This is a genomic window from Clostridioides sp. ZZV15-6383, from assembly GCF_020657735.1.
Classification (GTDB): Bacteria; Bacillota; Clostridia; order Peptostreptococcales; family Peptostreptococcaceae; genus Clostridioides; species Clostridioides difficile_D.
The window spans coordinates 21,070-37,029 of the sequence record NZ_JAGWCV010000020.1; the positions used below are offsets into that span (position 1 = coordinate 21,070).

Below are 15,960 nucleotides of genomic sequence, written 5' to 3' on the forward strand. Positions count from 1 at the left end.
ACTACTCAATACATATTTTTTCACCTATTTCTACTTCCTTATTTATATCCAAAATATTTACCTTCTTACCATCTGTAAACAATACCATTGTAAAAGTAGACTTTCCTAATTCATGAATTCTCTTTAAATCAGCATTAACAAGAACATCTCCCTGTTTAACCATATCTCCTTGTTTAACAAAAACATCAAAACCATCTCCATTTAATGCAACTGTATCAATTCCAACATGAATTAATACTTCTTCATGAGTTCCTTTAATTCCAAATGCATGTCCACTTGGAAATACTGTTTCTAATTTACCTGAAATAGGTGCAACAATTTTTCCATCTATAATATCAATAGCAAAGCCATCACCTAATATTTTTTTAGAAAAAGTTTCATCTGGTACATTTTCTAATGCAACAATTTTCCCTTGAGCTGGAGACACAAAGTTTTCATCAAACACTAATTCTTTGTCTTCTTCTTCATCTATAGCTTCTTGAGGTACTCCAAACAAACATGTTGCAATAAAGCAGAATACAACTACAAATATTGATACTAACAAATATGTGATTAAATTATATCCATCATAGATATACATTAAATAAGAAGGTAAAACCGCTAATCCATATGAGTTAGATTGAATATGTAAAATTGATAATATTGCTGCTCCCAAACCTGAAGATGCACACATAATAATCAAAGGCTTTAAATTATATCGAAGCTGAATTCCGAATAAAACAGGCTCACTTATACCAAAAAGTTGAGATAACATTGCTCCAATTGCAGTTTGTTTAACTTGATTATTTCTAGATTTTTTCATAAATGCTAAACATGTACCAACATTCGCAAATCCATACATTGCACAAAGAGTAATAAGGGCATTAAATCCTGTATTTGCTAATAATGATGTTTCAATCATTACATAAGTATGATGTAAACCGGTAATAACAGCTAGTGGATATGTAAATCCAATAATAAATCCGCCAATTCCTAAAGGTAAACCAATCAATAAACTGATAATATCAACCATTTTTAATTCTATTGTATGCATGATAGGCCCTACACCTAACAAAATAACTAACATTGTTATTAGCATAACAAAAAATGGTGTAAAAATAAGGTCTAAGACATTAGGCATATGTTTACGGAACCATTTTTCAAGATTAGCTCCAATAAATGCTGTAACAATAGCTGTTAAAACACTTCCTTGACAACCTACAATAGGAATAAATCCAAATGCCATAATTGCTTCAACTTCATTTGATGGGTCAGCAACAGAATATGCATTAGGAAGTATTGGAGAAACTAACATAAGTCCAATAACAAGCCCAATAACAGGTGTTCCTCCAAATACTTTAAATGCCGACCATACAATAATTGCTGGTAAAAAGGCAAATGCTGTTTCTGTAAGAACCGAAACAAGTGTTTGAATATACACTGGAATATTTGCAGAAGACATTCCAAATAATCCAAGTACATTATCATTAAATAAACAACCCTTTAACCCTAAGAATAATCCTGTTGCTGCAATAACTGGAATAATAGGAACAAATATATCTGCTAGAGTTCTCATAACTTTCTTAAATCCAGTTTCATTATTTTTAACCGCTTCATCTTGTTCTTTTTTTGATAAGGTTTTTAATCCCATCTTTTCAACTTCTGCATAAACTTTATTGACAATTCCTGTTCCTAAAATAATTTGATACTGTCCAGAAGTAAAGAAAACGCCTTTAACTTCATCAATCTTTTCCACTTTCTTATCATTAATAATTTCCCTATCTTTAACCATCACTCTTAATCTTGTTGCACAATGTGTAATAGAAATAATATTATCTTCACCAATAATTTCAATAAGCTCATTTGCTATTTTATTATATTTATCCATTTTTCTACCTCACTTTCAATAATACTGCATGAAATGGTTTCAAACTCACTGTTTTATTTAATAGATTTATATCATCTAAGTTTTGGAATATAATATCATATTTTTCTTCTGTTTTTATTTCCACAGGTTTATCAGAAAAATTATAATAACAATCAATAACTACCGAATCTAATTTTCTTCTATATGCAATAACATTATCACTTTCTATCTCAATAGGTTCTATTAATCCATAAATCAAACAATCAGAATACCCACTATTTTGTCTCAACTTTATCATCTTTTTATAAAATTCTAAAATACTTTCTGGATTGTTAATTTGGCTCTGTGCATTAATGTCTTGATAATTTTCAATAACCTTTAACCATGGTGTTGTATCTGAAAAACCTGCATTTTCTTTATCAGTCCATGGGAACGGCGTTCTTGCATTATCTCGACTTCTTAAATTCACAAATTCTAACGCTTCTTCTTCTGAGTATCCTTCCTTTATTGAACGATAGTATTGGTCAATACTAGATAAATCATTAAAATCATTTATAGTATTTCTTTTAAAATTTGTCATTCCTAATTCTTGTCCCTGATAAATAAATGGTGTTCCTCGCAAAAAGAAATACATTGCTCCCAACATTTTTACTGCATCATTGTTTCTTTCATATCGCAAAAGATATTTTGTTGTAGCTCTTGGTTGGTCATGATTTTCAATAAAATTAGCTGCCCACCCATATTCCTGAACATACATTTGACTATCTAAAATATATTTTCTTAAATCTGCGATTGTCCATGGAATTCTTTTAAACCATTCACTACCAGAAGCAACATCTAAATCAGCATGTTTAAAGTCAAAGACCATTGAAAAGAAACCATCTTCTCCAATAAATTCATCTAGTTGGTCATAACTAATACCTGCTGCTTCAGCAACAGTCATACAATCATATTTTTTAAATGTATTTTCTTTTAATTCATAAAGCATTTTTTCTATTCCAGGCTGATTTCTAACTGTTTTTGTACATTTAACAAGACCATCAACACCATCACTTTCTAAGCTTTGGAAATTTAAATTCTTTTTGATGAACGTAATAGCATCAACTCTAAATCCTGCGACTCCCATTTGAGACCAAGTATTAATCATTTTGTAAAGTTCACTTCTTAATATTGGATTTTCCCAATTAAGGTCTGGTTGTTTTTTTCCAAAAGAATGAAAATAATATTCGTCTCTATTCTCTACTTTTTCCCAGACACTTCCTCCAAAGACAGACCTCCAGTTATTTGGTAAATCGTTTCCTTTTTTAAAAATATAATAATCATAATAAGGACTTTTTGGATTTTTTAATGCTTCTTGAAACCAAGGATGTTCATCACTTGTATGATTGAGAACTAAATCTAATATAATCTTAATTCCTCTATCTTTACTTTCTTTAATTAACTCTTTAAAATCTTCCATACTTCCAAATTCACTTGCAATATTCAAGTAATCGCTAATATCGTATCCATTATCATCCATAGGTGATTTAAAAATTGGACATAACCACAATGATGTAATGCCTAAATCTTTTAAATAATCTAAACGAGAAATAATTCCCTGTAAATCTCCAATTCCATCATTATTACTATCTTGAAAGCTTCTTGGATAAATTTGATAAACGATTTCTTTTTGCCACCATTTCTTTTCCATAAATTACTCCTTTTTATATTATATTTCTTCTTTTTAACTCTTTATAAATGCCATTATCGAATATATCTTCACATATGGATGTTGCTATATCTTTGAGTTGTTGATGACTATTTTGCATTGCAATTATAATATCCGATACTTGAAACATGACAACATCATTTTGACCATCGCCAAAACATATAGTTTCTTTTTGAGTTATTCCTAATCTTTCTTGTAACCTTTGAATTGCTTTTCCTTTATGAAAATCTTTTTGAATAATTTCATAGTATTGACTATAAATATCCATTTGTGCTAATTCCATTTTGTCTTGCAATATATCTTTTACTTCATCAAACACCTTTTCATTTGACCATAAACAAATTTTATGTATATCTTGTGATTCATACTCTTCAATGTTATTTTCATATGTTATCTTTTCTTGGATGTGCTGTTTATTTATACAAGAATTAGTTCCTTTCAACTGATTCATTGTTTCAAATATTTCCTTAGCTTTTTGATTCATGAAAACTTTTTCCTGACTCTCAATAGAAAAAGCAACTCCTCTCTTTTTTAACAAACAAACTACTTCCTTTATCAATTTTTGATTAAAAGATTGATTATAAAGTAATTCACCATGATATTGAATGTAATTACCTCCTCCTGTTATATATCCATCAACCCCTAATGATAGAACATCGTCTTGTATTGTACCCATACTTCTTCCAGTACAAATAACAACATTGCAATGATTCTTTTGACATAAGCGTATAGCATGCTTTGCAGATTCTGGAATTCCATATACCTCATCTCTAAGCGTACCATCTATATCAAGTATTAATAATTTATACAATTTCATCTTCCTTTCTTGCTATCAAAACCATAATATCATTCAAAAAAAAAGATATCAATATTTTGATATCCTTTAAAAAATATGTTCATTTTTAGCACAATTTTTCATTTCGTGGGAATATGTTCACTTTCTAAATACATCTTGTATTTAATATAAAGCAGTTCAATTAAAATAAAATAAGGTGTTGTTACATCGTACTCCAGTTGTTTATCTACAGAAATAGATATAGATTGAATATATAAATTTTCATCACATAATCTTGCCAAAGGATTACTTATCATTTTTGTAATGGAAACCATATAAATTCCTTTCATTCTCATTTCTTTAGCAAAATCAATAATTGTAGAAGCATCTCCATTTAATGAGATAAAGAAAATCATATCATCTGTTTTTATAAAATGATTAAGTGCCTGAATCATATCATAACCATAAACATCATACATAATCTTTCCTGTTGGTAAGAAAATTCTTTTCATCTCTTTAGCAACTCTTTCTTGAGAATAACCTTCTCCAAAAACGATTATACGATTTGCCTTTTTCATTCTTTCGAACATAATCGAACAATCCTTCTTTTCTATATCATCTATAACCTTATTATAACAATTCATTAATTGTTGTTTACTTTGATTTTTATATTCTGTTTCTGTTTCATTTAATCGTATAATAACTCTTAATTCACTATACCCAGGTAATTGTAGTTTTTGAGCAAAACGAGAAAGTGTACTTGTAGATATATGATATTTGTCTGCAAATTCATCTATAGAAAGTTTAATACAATCTTCTTTATGATTAATAATGCACTCACAAATATACTTATCATTTGCTGTAAATGAATTATAATATTTATTCAAAAGTTCTTCTATTTTCATACTTTTCTCCTTCTATACTCTATGTAATTCATATAAAGCAAATCTAATAGAGCATAAAATGCGCCTACGACTTCATAAGATATAGTTTGCAATGTATTGAGTTTTTGCGTTGCCACATACAGATTATATTCACAAAGTGTCGCAATTGTATTATTATCAAGCCTAGTTAAAGAAATCGTATGTATATGATTGTTGATAAATTTTACAATTTCAATTCCTGCTTTCGTTTCTCCAGATAAAGAAATGATAATAAACAAATCACTTTTTTGAAATGCTTCTCTCATAAACTCAATTTCACCTATATCAAACAAATCAATAACACATTTATTTACTGAAAGAAATATTCTTTTTATTTCTTGAGCTAAACTTTTCTGTTCGTTACCTGTCCCATAAATATAAATTGTTTCTGCATTGTATATTATTTTACAAATATCTTGAAATGATATTTTTTGTAATTCATTCATTAATAGTCGATAATTCTCACAAACATCATGAAAATTATTATCATTATTAACAAATTCTAGTTGATTATTTTTAAGTAAATATTTTAAATCAGAGAATGAGTTTAATCCAATTTTTCTACAAAGCCTTAATAAAGTTGCTCTAGAAACATTACATTCATTTGCAATTTTTTCACACGAAAAATTGCGATATTCTCTTTGAAAAATCAATATTTGTTTAATAATAATTTTATCATTTTCATTTAAATTATTATAATTTTGATTAACTAACGATTCTAATCTCATTTTTTCCACTCCCTACATATCATTTTAATATACATTAGTTGGTTTTTCTAGATAAGAGACTTAAATAATAATGATAAAATAAAAAAAGAATTCTCACAGCATTTTTTTACACTAGATAATTTTATCTCTTGATTTATTTTAATTACATCATCTATTTTCTATCTTATTTAATAATTACTATTTCTTGAATATCTACCTCTTTGAGTAAATTTCATAGCTAACAAGGCTAAAACTATTACTATAATACGATAAATGCAATTATTCTTTGTAAAACTCCTAAGGTATTTTCTTGTAATTTACTTATATCTATAGGAGTTGGCTCTTTTTTATATGTTTCTATTAAATACTTTAATGCATCATTCGTATTTTTATCTTTTATAGAATATAACTTAAGGTCATTCTTATTAAAATATATAACAGCTGAATACTTCCTGTTATAATATCAGTTTTAATTGTTTTGAGGTCTGCAATTTCTGTATTAATCCCCTGAGTATTTTCTAAAGCCATTATTGTATTTTCATTAGTTCTTTTTTCAGATTCCTTTAGAACTCGTTCATTTTTGTACTCATCTAAAATACCAATATTAAAAGATGGTTTACTTATATAATTTGCCAGTACTCCCAGAATTACTATAATTATAGGAAACAAAAGTGTAACCAAAAATAACTATTGGTATATTAATGATATTACGTAACATATCTAAATTTTTGCAAACAAGACCCAAAAACAAACCTATAGATACTACTGCAATAGATTCACACATTAAAAGAAAAATAACAGCTAAAAATTTTCCACCAAAACTCATATGAAAAATTCCTCTTAACACCACTAAAGTTATCAAATTGCATATCAAAAGTACTATTGTACAAGAGAAAAGTTTTGAAAGAACTAAATCTGCTATTGAAATAGGAGAAATCATATAACGATATGATGTGTTAGAAATTTTTTCATCTTGTGCCACATATGAGACACTAATGATTCCCATAAGAACACAAAATGGTATTGTAACAATAGTATAATAATTATATGATGTAAATTCTTCCCCATAGGACTTTGATGTCAAATATCCTAATAGCACTATGATTATTACTGGAAAAACAATAAAACAATTTGAGCCACGAGTACTATCTAACATTAATACATTTTCTTTTATTTTCATAAATAAATTCCCCCTATTTGGTATTTTGCCTATATAATTAATTAGTGAAGTTATAATACCTAATATTAATTTTATTTTTTATTAAAATATACTAATTGTATACAAATATATTATAATTACACAAGTATACCATCGGTATACTTTATTATTAATAGAAAGGAATAATTTATATGTCAGAATTATCAAAAAGAGATAAAGAAAAAATACAAAGAGAAAATGAGATTATTGATAAAGCAGAAAAATTATTTTGTCTTAATGGATTTGATAATACAGTTATGAATGAATTAGCAAAGGAAGTTGAATACACTAAACGTACCATATATAAGTATTTCTCATGTAAAGAAGATTTATTCTTTGCTGTCATTTTAAGAGGATATAAAAAACTTTGGCATAGTGTTAAAATAGAAAGTGCAAAAGGTAAAACAGGGTTTGAAAAAATAAAATTTTCATACTTTGCTTTTCATAAATTTTACTGTGTAGAACCCTCTCTACTGTCACTTATGGGAATGATTGGGGTTGTAAAATCTAAAAACTCATATACTGAGATACCATTTAAAGAAAAGTTTTTTTCTTTTAATAAATTTATGTTTGATGAAATACAAGAAATGTTTGAAATTGGAAAAAATGATGGAAGTATTAGGAATGATATTGACATACCTACTCTTATGTATTCATCAATATTTACACTTACAGGATTTTTTAATTTATTATCTGTAACAGGAAAATCATACCTAAACAATTTTAATATAGACGAGGAAAAATTTATTGAAACAATACTTGCTCTTTTTATAGATTCACTTAGGGCATAGACTTAAGTTTATAAATTAAAGTTTATATACTTAAATGATAATTTTTTCTATCTATAATATAAAAAATATTAAATATAAAATTAATAATTTAAATTAATGAAATAACTAAATTAACGAAAGGACTAAAAGTAAATGGCTAAAATACTTCTTCTAGAAGATGATGATACAATTACATTTGGGATAAAGACTTCCCTTGAAAAGAAAAATCACACAGTATGTTGTTATAATACGATTGCTGAGGCTAAAAAAAATTTTGATAAAACTATTGATTTAATTCTACTTGACTTAAATCTACCTGATGGTATTGGATATGACTTTTGCCAATACGTTAAAAGTATAGAAAACACTCCAGTGATATTTTTGACAGTCCGTGATGATGAAAAAGATATTATCCGTGGATTAGATATGGGTGCAGATGACTATGTGGTTAAACCATTTTTACTTTCAGTGCTTCAGTCTAGAATTAATGCAGTTCTTAGACGAACTCATTCTAATACTAACGATACTATTACATGTGGAAATATAAGCTTGAATAAAGTTGAAGTCAAAGCATATTTAGATAATGTTGAAGTACCTTTGACAGCAGGAGAATATAGGCTTCTTCTAAGTCTGATGGAAAATAAAAATAGAGCTATGACTCGTACAAAATTACTAGAAATGCTCTGGGACGTAGATGGTAATTTCGTAAATGACAACACTCTTACAGTTACAATAAAGCGTCTTAGAGAAAAATTAAAAAATCCACCTTGTATAAAGACATTAAGAGGCATAGGATATAGAATGGAGGATAGCTAGTGAAAACTCCAAGAAATATCAACAATACAGTTGTTTTTATAATATTCTGCTTAGCTGCAACTGTTTTATTAAGTGTAATTCTAACAACTGTAACTTCTTTTGATGAATACAAGATGATGTCTAAAGCTCTTGGTACATCATATGAGTACAATCCTAAATCTACAGAACGTATACTAAAATCCATGAAAAATTCTAGTGATAATGACTTTAATACAGGAAATGAAATTTTATTAAAGCATGGATATTCTAAAAGTACATTTTGGAGTAAAAACTTTTTTTACTTTCTAGTAGTATCGTTTAGTATAATTTCAACAATGGCTCTAGTTGTATATATAATCAAACATAGAGCAAATAGACAAAAACTGAGTAGAATAAACAAGCTTACTCAATACTTAGAAAAAGTAAATTCAGGAAAAGAGTCTGTGCTTTTACGATGTGAAGATGAATTTTCTCATCTTGAAGATGAGATATATAAGACAGTTGGGGAACTTCGTTGTTCAAAAGAATTTGCTTTAAAAGAAAGACAAACTCTTTCAGATAACCTTGCAGATATTGCGCATCAACTTAAGACTCCAATTACTTCTATGTCACTTATGGCACAATTACTTTCAGAAAATTGTCCAGATGAAGAAATAGATTATATTAACAGGCTTACAAATCAAATATCAAGACTTGAGAGACTAGTTTCATCTTTACTTACTTTATCAAAATTGGATGCAAGTACTTTAGTATTTGAAAGCAAACTTATAGATGTACATTCTCTTCTTACTTATGCAATTGAGCCTATAGAAGGTTCTTTAAGAGAAAAACATCAGACATTTGCTATTGAAGGTTCTCCTTCAGTAGAATTTGAGATTGATATTAATTGGACTTTAGAAGCTCTTTTAAATATTTTCAAAAATTGCAGTGAGCATATAGAAGATGGTGGGCATATCGTTGCTTATTACAGTCAAAATCCTTTATATGTTGATATTATTATAGAGGATAATGGTAAGGGATTTTCTCAAGAAGAACTCCCATATATTTTTAATAGATTTTATCGTGGTAAAAACGCTAATAAGGACAGTATTGGTATAGGACTTGCTCTGTCAAAGTCTATTATAGAACGTCAAAATGGTACTCTACATGCAGAAAATTGCCATAATGGTGGTGCAAGATTCATAATTAAGTTTTACACATAAAACACTGGATTATAGGTAAAATACCTATAATCCAGCCATATCTATATTCTATATTATCTATTATTTTAGTAATATACCTCTATTTATATTTAAGTTATATTTAAGATTTTATTAAATAAACAACTTAACTATCCCTGTACTTGTAAGTAATCTTGAATTAAAACCCTTAAATAAGTTCAGATAGTTTTTGTTTATATTGTTTCATTTTTTATAGATTCTACTATATTTTCATTCTTCAACTGCTTGTATCCTGTCATATATGATGCTATTACAATAAAAAGTATCAATATAGTAAAACCTATTATTGTAGATATAGGTGCAAATGGTAAGTACTCTATAAAATATATTTCATTTATACGTAGAAAAGTATACACTATTCCTATTTGCACAGGAATACTAAGTAATAATGGTGTGATTCCTAAGAATAAACCTTCCAAAACAAGCATCTTTTTTATACCATCTGGGGATAATCCAACAGAACGCAACATAGCAAACTCTTGTCGTCTACTTCTAATATTTCCTGACACTGTAGCAAGTACATTTGATAATCCAATCATAGCCAATAAACCTGTAATAAAGCCTACTATTAAATTCATGGTCTTTCTTCCACTAGCATTTTGTTTTTTACCTTCTAAAACATCCTCAATACTATAGTCTCCTGACCCATAATCTTTATTACAAATGGACTCTAATTTTTCTCTTACCCTAGGAATATCATCACGATTATCTACTTTAAATAATCCCATCAGCCTATTTGAACGTAACCTACCTACTTCATCATAATTTTTAGATATTTCCTGCACTACAGACATTGGTACTATTTGCATTAATGTATATCTTGAGCTAGTATCTATTATTTGAGGAAGTGTATTTGTAATAGCTCCCACTTTCATGTTGTAAGTATAATCACCTTTATCTTCATCATATACTTTTTCATTTAATTTAATATTATCTTCTATTGAAAGATTTAAATAATCTATATATACTTTATTTCTACGTGTGCTACGATTAACATCTTCTTCCTTATTGTATACAATTGAAGTTGGATTTTTTGTATCATAAAATAACTTTGGGTCTACAGAAATTTGTCTGCAATATTCTGTGAAACTCTCATCATCAAGCCCAATTATATTTGAAATTATACGAAACTTGCCATCACGTTCTATAGGAGAGTATTTTTTAGATGAAACTATACTTTTAAATCCTCCTTTTTCAGCAAGTTCTTTTGAAGCATCTTTTTCAGTCAGCCAAGTAGTAGCAGACATTTTCAGATAATATAGTGAGCTCTTTACACCTTCTGTGTTATCTAATTTTTCCATAAAAGCAGGTTCTACAGGTTCACTATTTTCTAAATAAACTGCTATATCTCTTTGGTCTTTATAATTGTCACTTCCATAAACAGCTTCTGCCCCTTTTTGATTTGCAATTATATGCAAAAAGCCTGTCAGTAATAAAAAAGATAGTGTTAAGGATATTGTTGCAGTACGATAAGATTTTTTACGAGCACGCAGTGCGTTTGATGCAAGTTCTCCTTCTATTCCAAATATCTTTCCTAATGAATATCTATGTGACTTTTTAATTTTAACACTATCTCCTTGTCGTATTGCTTCTATAGGAAATATTTTTGATACTTTTCGTGCTGGTATAAGTGCAGAAATCCATACTGTTACTATTGTAAGTAAAACTGCTGGCAGAAAAGCAGGAACACCATAAGTAAATACCACCTCTGGAGCATCAGTATGATAATTAACCGAATTAATATAGATTACAAGCCTATTACACAATAACCATCCTAAAAATAAACCTATTGGTAACGGTATAATAGTCAATAAAAAACCTTCAAACACTACAGACCTTTTAATCTGTTTTGGCGATGCCCCAACACTAGATAATATCCCTAATTGAGTAAGTCTAGCATTTGCAGATAGTGAAAATGCGTTGTAAATCACCATTACAAACACGGCTACTGTAAAAATTGCTATTGTGAGATACATAATAGGAGTTGAAAATTTTGATATACTACTCATAGATGCTTTCTGTTCTGGAGAAAAGACTAACATCTTTAAAAGATAATTACTATTGTATTTAAGATTGTATTTTCCATACTCATTGGTCTTCCACCCCAATGATTTAGCAAGTTTTGGAAGTTCCTTATATGTGTCTCTTATATTTTTAAATCGCAAGTACACAGTTATACTATCATTAGGTTTTATACTTGTTTTATCAAGATAACCAAGAGCCGTATATGCAGGTACTACTGATGAAGTAGTAACATCTATCTTTCCTACTACTGTCAACGTAGCCTCTGAAACCTTTTTAAAACTTTCACCTTTCGATTTTGGAGCTATGGGTTCAAGAGGATTTCCATTTAGGATTCTATCTCCTATTGGGAGAGTAATTTTATCACCAATTTTTACACTTGGATTATTCTCAAAATATTGTTTTGATAGTGCAATTTCATTAGCTTTATTTGGTCGACGACCCTCTATTATAGTGTCTTTTTCTGGCATAGAATTCCAATACTCTGATGTAGCATTTCTATAAACTATATAATCTCTTTTGTCATTATTAATTTTGCCTACATACCATTGTCCTTTTACCATTACATCATCAACTGAAGAAAAGTTTTCAATTAATGGTAAATCACTTCCATAAGTATCGTCAAACAATTCACCATGCCAGTTACCTTCTTTCTCAATTGAAAGTCTTATAAAATCAGTCCACATGGTATACAACAGTCCACACAAGGAAGACATCATTGTTGTAGTAAGTAATATAGCTAACATTATAGCTATACTACTACGTTTATTGCGTCGTACAAAGTCTAAGGTGTATTCTTGGAGAATATTCATCTCTTCACCACCTTTTCAGAGACAATCACTCCATCTTCCATAGTTACAATACGATTTGCCTCTAGTGCTATTTTCTCATCATGAGTAATAAGAAGTATTGTCTGATTAAATCGTTTATTTGATAAGTTTAACAAATCTACAATTTCTTCTGAATTTTTTCTATCGAGATTACCAGTTGGCTCATCTGCTAATAAAATAGCTGGTCTATAGATTAAACTTCTAGCTATAGATACCCTTTGTTGTTGTCCACCTGAAAGTTGACTTGGGAGATGATTTAATCTATCAGATAATCCCAGTATGGATACAATCTCAGAGAATCTATCCTCGTCCACCTTTCTTTTATCAAGTAACATGGGTAATAATATATTTTTTCTAACATCAAGAGTAGGTATAAGGTTATAAAATTGATAAATAAGACCCACTTTTCTGCGTCTAAAAACTGCAAGAGCTTCTTCTTTTAAGCTTGATATTTCTGTATCTTCAACATAAATCTTTCCAGATGTAGGTCTATCTACTCCCCCAAGCATATGTAGTAATGTAGATTTACCAGAACCAGATGCTCCTACAATGGACACAAAATCACCTTTTTGAACTGATAAATTTACATTATTAAGAGCTGTCACTCTGGTTTGACTTGAACCATATATTTTTGTGAGATTTTCACATTTTAATATTTCCATATATAATCATCTCCTTCATGGTTAAATTTTAGCAACCTAAAATGACATTATAGTGACATAAATATAAATATCGATTACTATTAAAATCTTGTTTAGTTTTTGCATATTATTTAAGATTATAATATAAAATAAAAACTATGCAATATATTTTATTTATACTTTTAATATATCGCATAGTCTTTAAAAGATATTAACTTTAATATCTATAAGTATTTAACTTAGTAATCAACAGCAAGTATTTTATGTACTACAGGAATTTTACTCTATATAAATTCAATTTATTAAAATTATTTAATAAATATTTCCAGACTCTAAGTAACTAATATTTGCAAATAAAATTAAGTTTATTATATTGTACTATAATATTTCTTAATTATATTAATTGCAATTTCCTTTATCTTTGGACCTGTAATTTCTTTATTGGAATCATCTGATTTAATAGCAAAATAATAAGTATCACCTTTTCTCTCTAGCATACCTACAAACCAGGCATCTACACGTTTATTTTTTCCATCAAATCCTGTTCCAGTTTTTCCATATACATTTATGTTTTTATCATTTACATCTATTTTCATAATATCCTTTAAAATATTAATATGCTCTTTTTTAAAGCTTGTATCTCCCTCAAATATTTTTGCCATTGTTTGCACTTGCTCTTTCGGAGATATTTGTAATGAAGATTCTAACCAAAACCCATTTAAATGTCCCTTTCCATTTTTTAAATCCCCTTCCCATTCACTAATATCGCAATTCCCATACTTTAAATCATCTAAAATACTTTGGACAGATTTAGAATCAACCTTATTTATCAATTTTTTATAGTACCAGACACAAGATTCTTTAAATGCCTCTTCTAAAGTAAGATTTTTATTCCAATTTTTATTTGGGTAATTTGTACCATCATACCCCATAACTGATTCTTTTGAGGTTATTACCCCCTTTTCTAGACCAATTAATGTTGAAATTATTTTGAAGGTAGAACAAGGTGAAGCTCTTGTTTCAATTAAATCTTTATTATATATATTATATTCTTGATTTTTGCTACTATAAAAAATAGCTCCTCCACTAATACCCTCAAAAGAATCACTATAGTTAACTATATTAACTCTTTCTTTTTTATTGTTATCATTATTTTTAATTTCAGATTTATTTAATTCAGATTTTGTATAATTCTTATCAGTTTTTTGATTTATATCATTATGTTTTTTTCCTACGTAATACATTACCATAACTATACCAACTAACAAGATAGCTATCCAAATAAAATTCTTTTTTCTTTTCATACTTTATATCATCTCCCATATGTAAATTTATAGTCCATCCTTAAAATAGAAGACATTATTTATAATATACTCCAATCTAGGAGCTTCAATATTTCTGTTGATAAAATCGACTTCTGGTTTCTCACCTTTTAAATCTTTAAAAATTACAATGACATCAACAGATTGTAACTCAGCTCTTTTTCATCATAAGCTTTCAAAATAGCTTTAACTACTGTATTATAGTCTTCTTTATAAAGTTTAAATCTAAGCTTTTCACTTGTACTAGAAATAAATATAGTACCTATACTTCCTCCTTTCAATTTGTTAGGTAATAATTGATTCCATTTTTAAAACTTACTATTGTAATATTTAAATATTACAATAGTAAGTTTTAAATGTCAAGCTAGTTAAGTTATTTTGATTGTATAATTGTTCTTACATTTATCAAATTATGAATATTTATTATATAATAATTTTATTTACGCTCATTAATGTTTATTGATATTTTATGAGGCTAATTGAACTTAGAAATACAAAGGATTTAACACTCATGTCAAATATTATAATAAAAGGGCTTACACACAATAATCTAAAAAATATATTGTTTAAAATTCTCAAAAATAAAATTGTTGTTTTTACTGGAGTTTCTAGTTCTGGAAAGTCTAGTATTGTATTTGATACAATTGCAGCAGAATCACAAATACAGATGAACGAAACATATTCTTCATTTATCAGAAACAGACTACCTAAATATAGAAAACCTAATGTAGAACTAATTGATAATTTAACTGCTTCTGTAATCGTAGACCAAGCTCCTCTTGGTGGCAATGCACGTTCCACAGTTAGTACTATAAGCGATTTGTACTCATCATTAAGATTATTATTTTCAAGAATTGGACAACCATATGTAGGAACAACTTCACATTTTTCTTTTAATGACCCTAATGGTATGTGTAAAAACTGTTCTGGTATTGGTAGAGTTAAGGTAATCAACAAAGAAGTTCTGTCAAAATTATATAAAGGTAAAAATATAGTTGATATACTGTCCATGACAGTAGCTGAGGCTCTTGAATTCTTTACAGAAAAGAAACAAGTTTTTCCTGTTTTATTCTAGTTTATAGATTTACATTTTAATTTTATTTTGATAGAAATTAATATTATAAAAGCTATAAATTATAAGATTTCTAATATAATTTATAGCTTTTATTTTTTACAAATATTGTTTTTCTATTGATTTATTAA

The 15,960-nt window shown here is 28.0% G+C and carries 14 protein-coding genes; 4 read left to right on the top strand and 10 right to left on the bottom strand.

Annotated features, from left to right (window positions below):
• Position 1: 1 nt before the first annotated feature.
• The 6 genes from KGF42_RS09330 to KGF42_RS09355 all read right to left on the bottom strand — a co-directional run bounded on the left by KGF42_RS09330 (position 2) and on the right by KGF42_RS09355 (position 7,139).
• The gene (locus KGF42_RS09330) at positions 2–1,867 is read right to left on the bottom strand and encodes a PTS beta-glucoside transporter subunit IIBCA (RefSeq protein ID WP_227826184.1); all 1,866 of its coding nucleotides are present in this window, start codon (positions 1,865–1,867) and stop codon (positions 2–4) included.
• Between the two features lie 4 nt (positions 1,868–1,871).
• Entirely contained in the window at positions 1,872–3,536 is a 1,665-nt protein-coding gene (locus tag KGF42_RS09335; RefSeq protein ID WP_227826185.1) for an alpha-glucosidase, read from the bottom strand.
• 13 nt (positions 3,537–3,549) lie between these two features.
• Positions 3,550–4,371, bottom strand: a complete 822-nt coding sequence (locus KGF42_RS09340) for a Cof-type HAD-IIB family hydrolase (RefSeq protein ID WP_227820791.1) — start codon at positions 4,369–4,371, stop codon at positions 3,550–3,552.
• A gap of 98 nt (positions 4,372–4,469) precedes the next feature.
• Positions 4,470–5,234 (bottom strand): MurR/RpiR family transcriptional regulator, encoded by a 765-nt coding sequence (locus tag KGF42_RS09345; protein ID WP_227820790.1) that lies wholly within the window; start codon positions 5,232–5,234, stop codon positions 4,470–4,472.
• Complete coding sequence (locus tag KGF42_RS09350; RefSeq protein ID WP_227820789.1) at positions 5,231–5,980, bottom strand: MurR/RpiR family transcriptional regulator; 750 nt, start codon at positions 5,978–5,980, stop codon at positions 5,231–5,233. Before KGF42_RS09350 ends, KGF42_RS09345 begins: the two co-directional genes overlap by 4 nt.
• A 595-nt stretch (positions 5,981–6,575) precedes the next feature.
• Positions 6,576–7,139 carry an ABC transporter permease gene (locus KGF42_RS09355; RefSeq protein WP_227826186.1) on the bottom strand — a complete coding sequence of 188 codons (564 nt, stop codon included), beginning with the start codon at positions 7,137–7,139 and terminating at the stop codon, positions 6,576–6,578.
• 170 nt (positions 7,140–7,309) lie between these two features.
• Between KGF42_RS09355 and KGF42_RS09360 the strand changes: the two genes are divergently transcribed.
• The 3 genes from KGF42_RS09360 (at position 7,310) to KGF42_RS09370 (ending at position 9,924) form a co-directional block, all read left to right on the top strand.
• Complete coding sequence (locus KGF42_RS09360) at positions 7,310–7,948, top strand: TetR/AcrR family transcriptional regulator (protein WP_227826187.1); 639 nt, start codon at positions 7,310–7,312, stop codon at positions 7,946–7,948.
• Positions 7,949–8,080: 132 nt separating this feature from the next.
• Positions 8,081–8,743 (top strand): response regulator transcription factor, encoded by a 663-nt coding sequence (locus tag KGF42_RS09365; RefSeq protein WP_054272412.1) that lies wholly within the window; start codon positions 8,081–8,083, stop codon positions 8,741–8,743.
• Entirely contained in the window at positions 8,743–9,924 is a 1,182-nt protein-coding gene (locus KGF42_RS09370; RefSeq protein ID WP_227826188.1) for a sensor histidine kinase, read from the top strand. Before KGF42_RS09365 ends, KGF42_RS09370 begins: the two co-directional genes overlap by 1 nt.
• Positions 9,925–10,115: 191 nt before the next feature.
• Here the strand turns inward: KGF42_RS09370 and KGF42_RS09375 are convergent, their stop codons facing one another.
• From KGF42_RS09375 to KGF42_RS09390, 4 genes are all read right to left on the bottom strand, one after another.
• Positions 10,116–12,776 carry an ABC transporter permease gene (locus KGF42_RS09375; RefSeq protein ID WP_227826189.1) on the bottom strand — a complete coding sequence of 887 codons (2,661 nt, stop codon included), beginning with the start codon at positions 12,774–12,776 and terminating at the stop codon, positions 10,116–10,118.
• Positions 12,773–13,456, bottom strand: a complete 684-nt coding sequence (locus KGF42_RS09380) for an ABC transporter ATP-binding protein (protein WP_227820784.1) — start codon at positions 13,454–13,456, stop codon at positions 12,773–12,775. The genes KGF42_RS09375 and KGF42_RS09380 overlap by 4 nt, the downstream gene beginning before the upstream one ends.
• A gap of 347 nt (positions 13,457–13,803) precedes the next feature.
• Entirely contained in the window at positions 13,804–14,739 is a 936-nt protein-coding gene (gene blaCDD / locus KGF42_RS09385; protein WP_227826190.1) for a CDD family class D beta-lactamase, read from the bottom strand.
• A 143-nt stretch (positions 14,740–14,882) separates the two neighbouring features.
• On the bottom strand, positions 14,883–15,038 hold the full coding sequence (locus KGF42_RS09390; RefSeq protein ID WP_227820782.1) for a hypothetical protein: 156 nt from the start codon (positions 15,036–15,038) through the stop codon (positions 14,883–14,885).
• Positions 15,039–15,226: 188 nt separating this feature from the next.
• On the opposite strand from KGF42_RS09390, the gene KGF42_RS09395 reads away from it, so the two are divergent.
• On the top strand, positions 15,227–15,832 hold the full coding sequence (locus KGF42_RS09395) for a hypothetical protein (protein ID WP_413927004.1): 606 nt from the start codon (positions 15,227–15,229) through the stop codon (positions 15,830–15,832).
• Positions 15,833–15,960 lie beyond the last annotated feature (128 nt).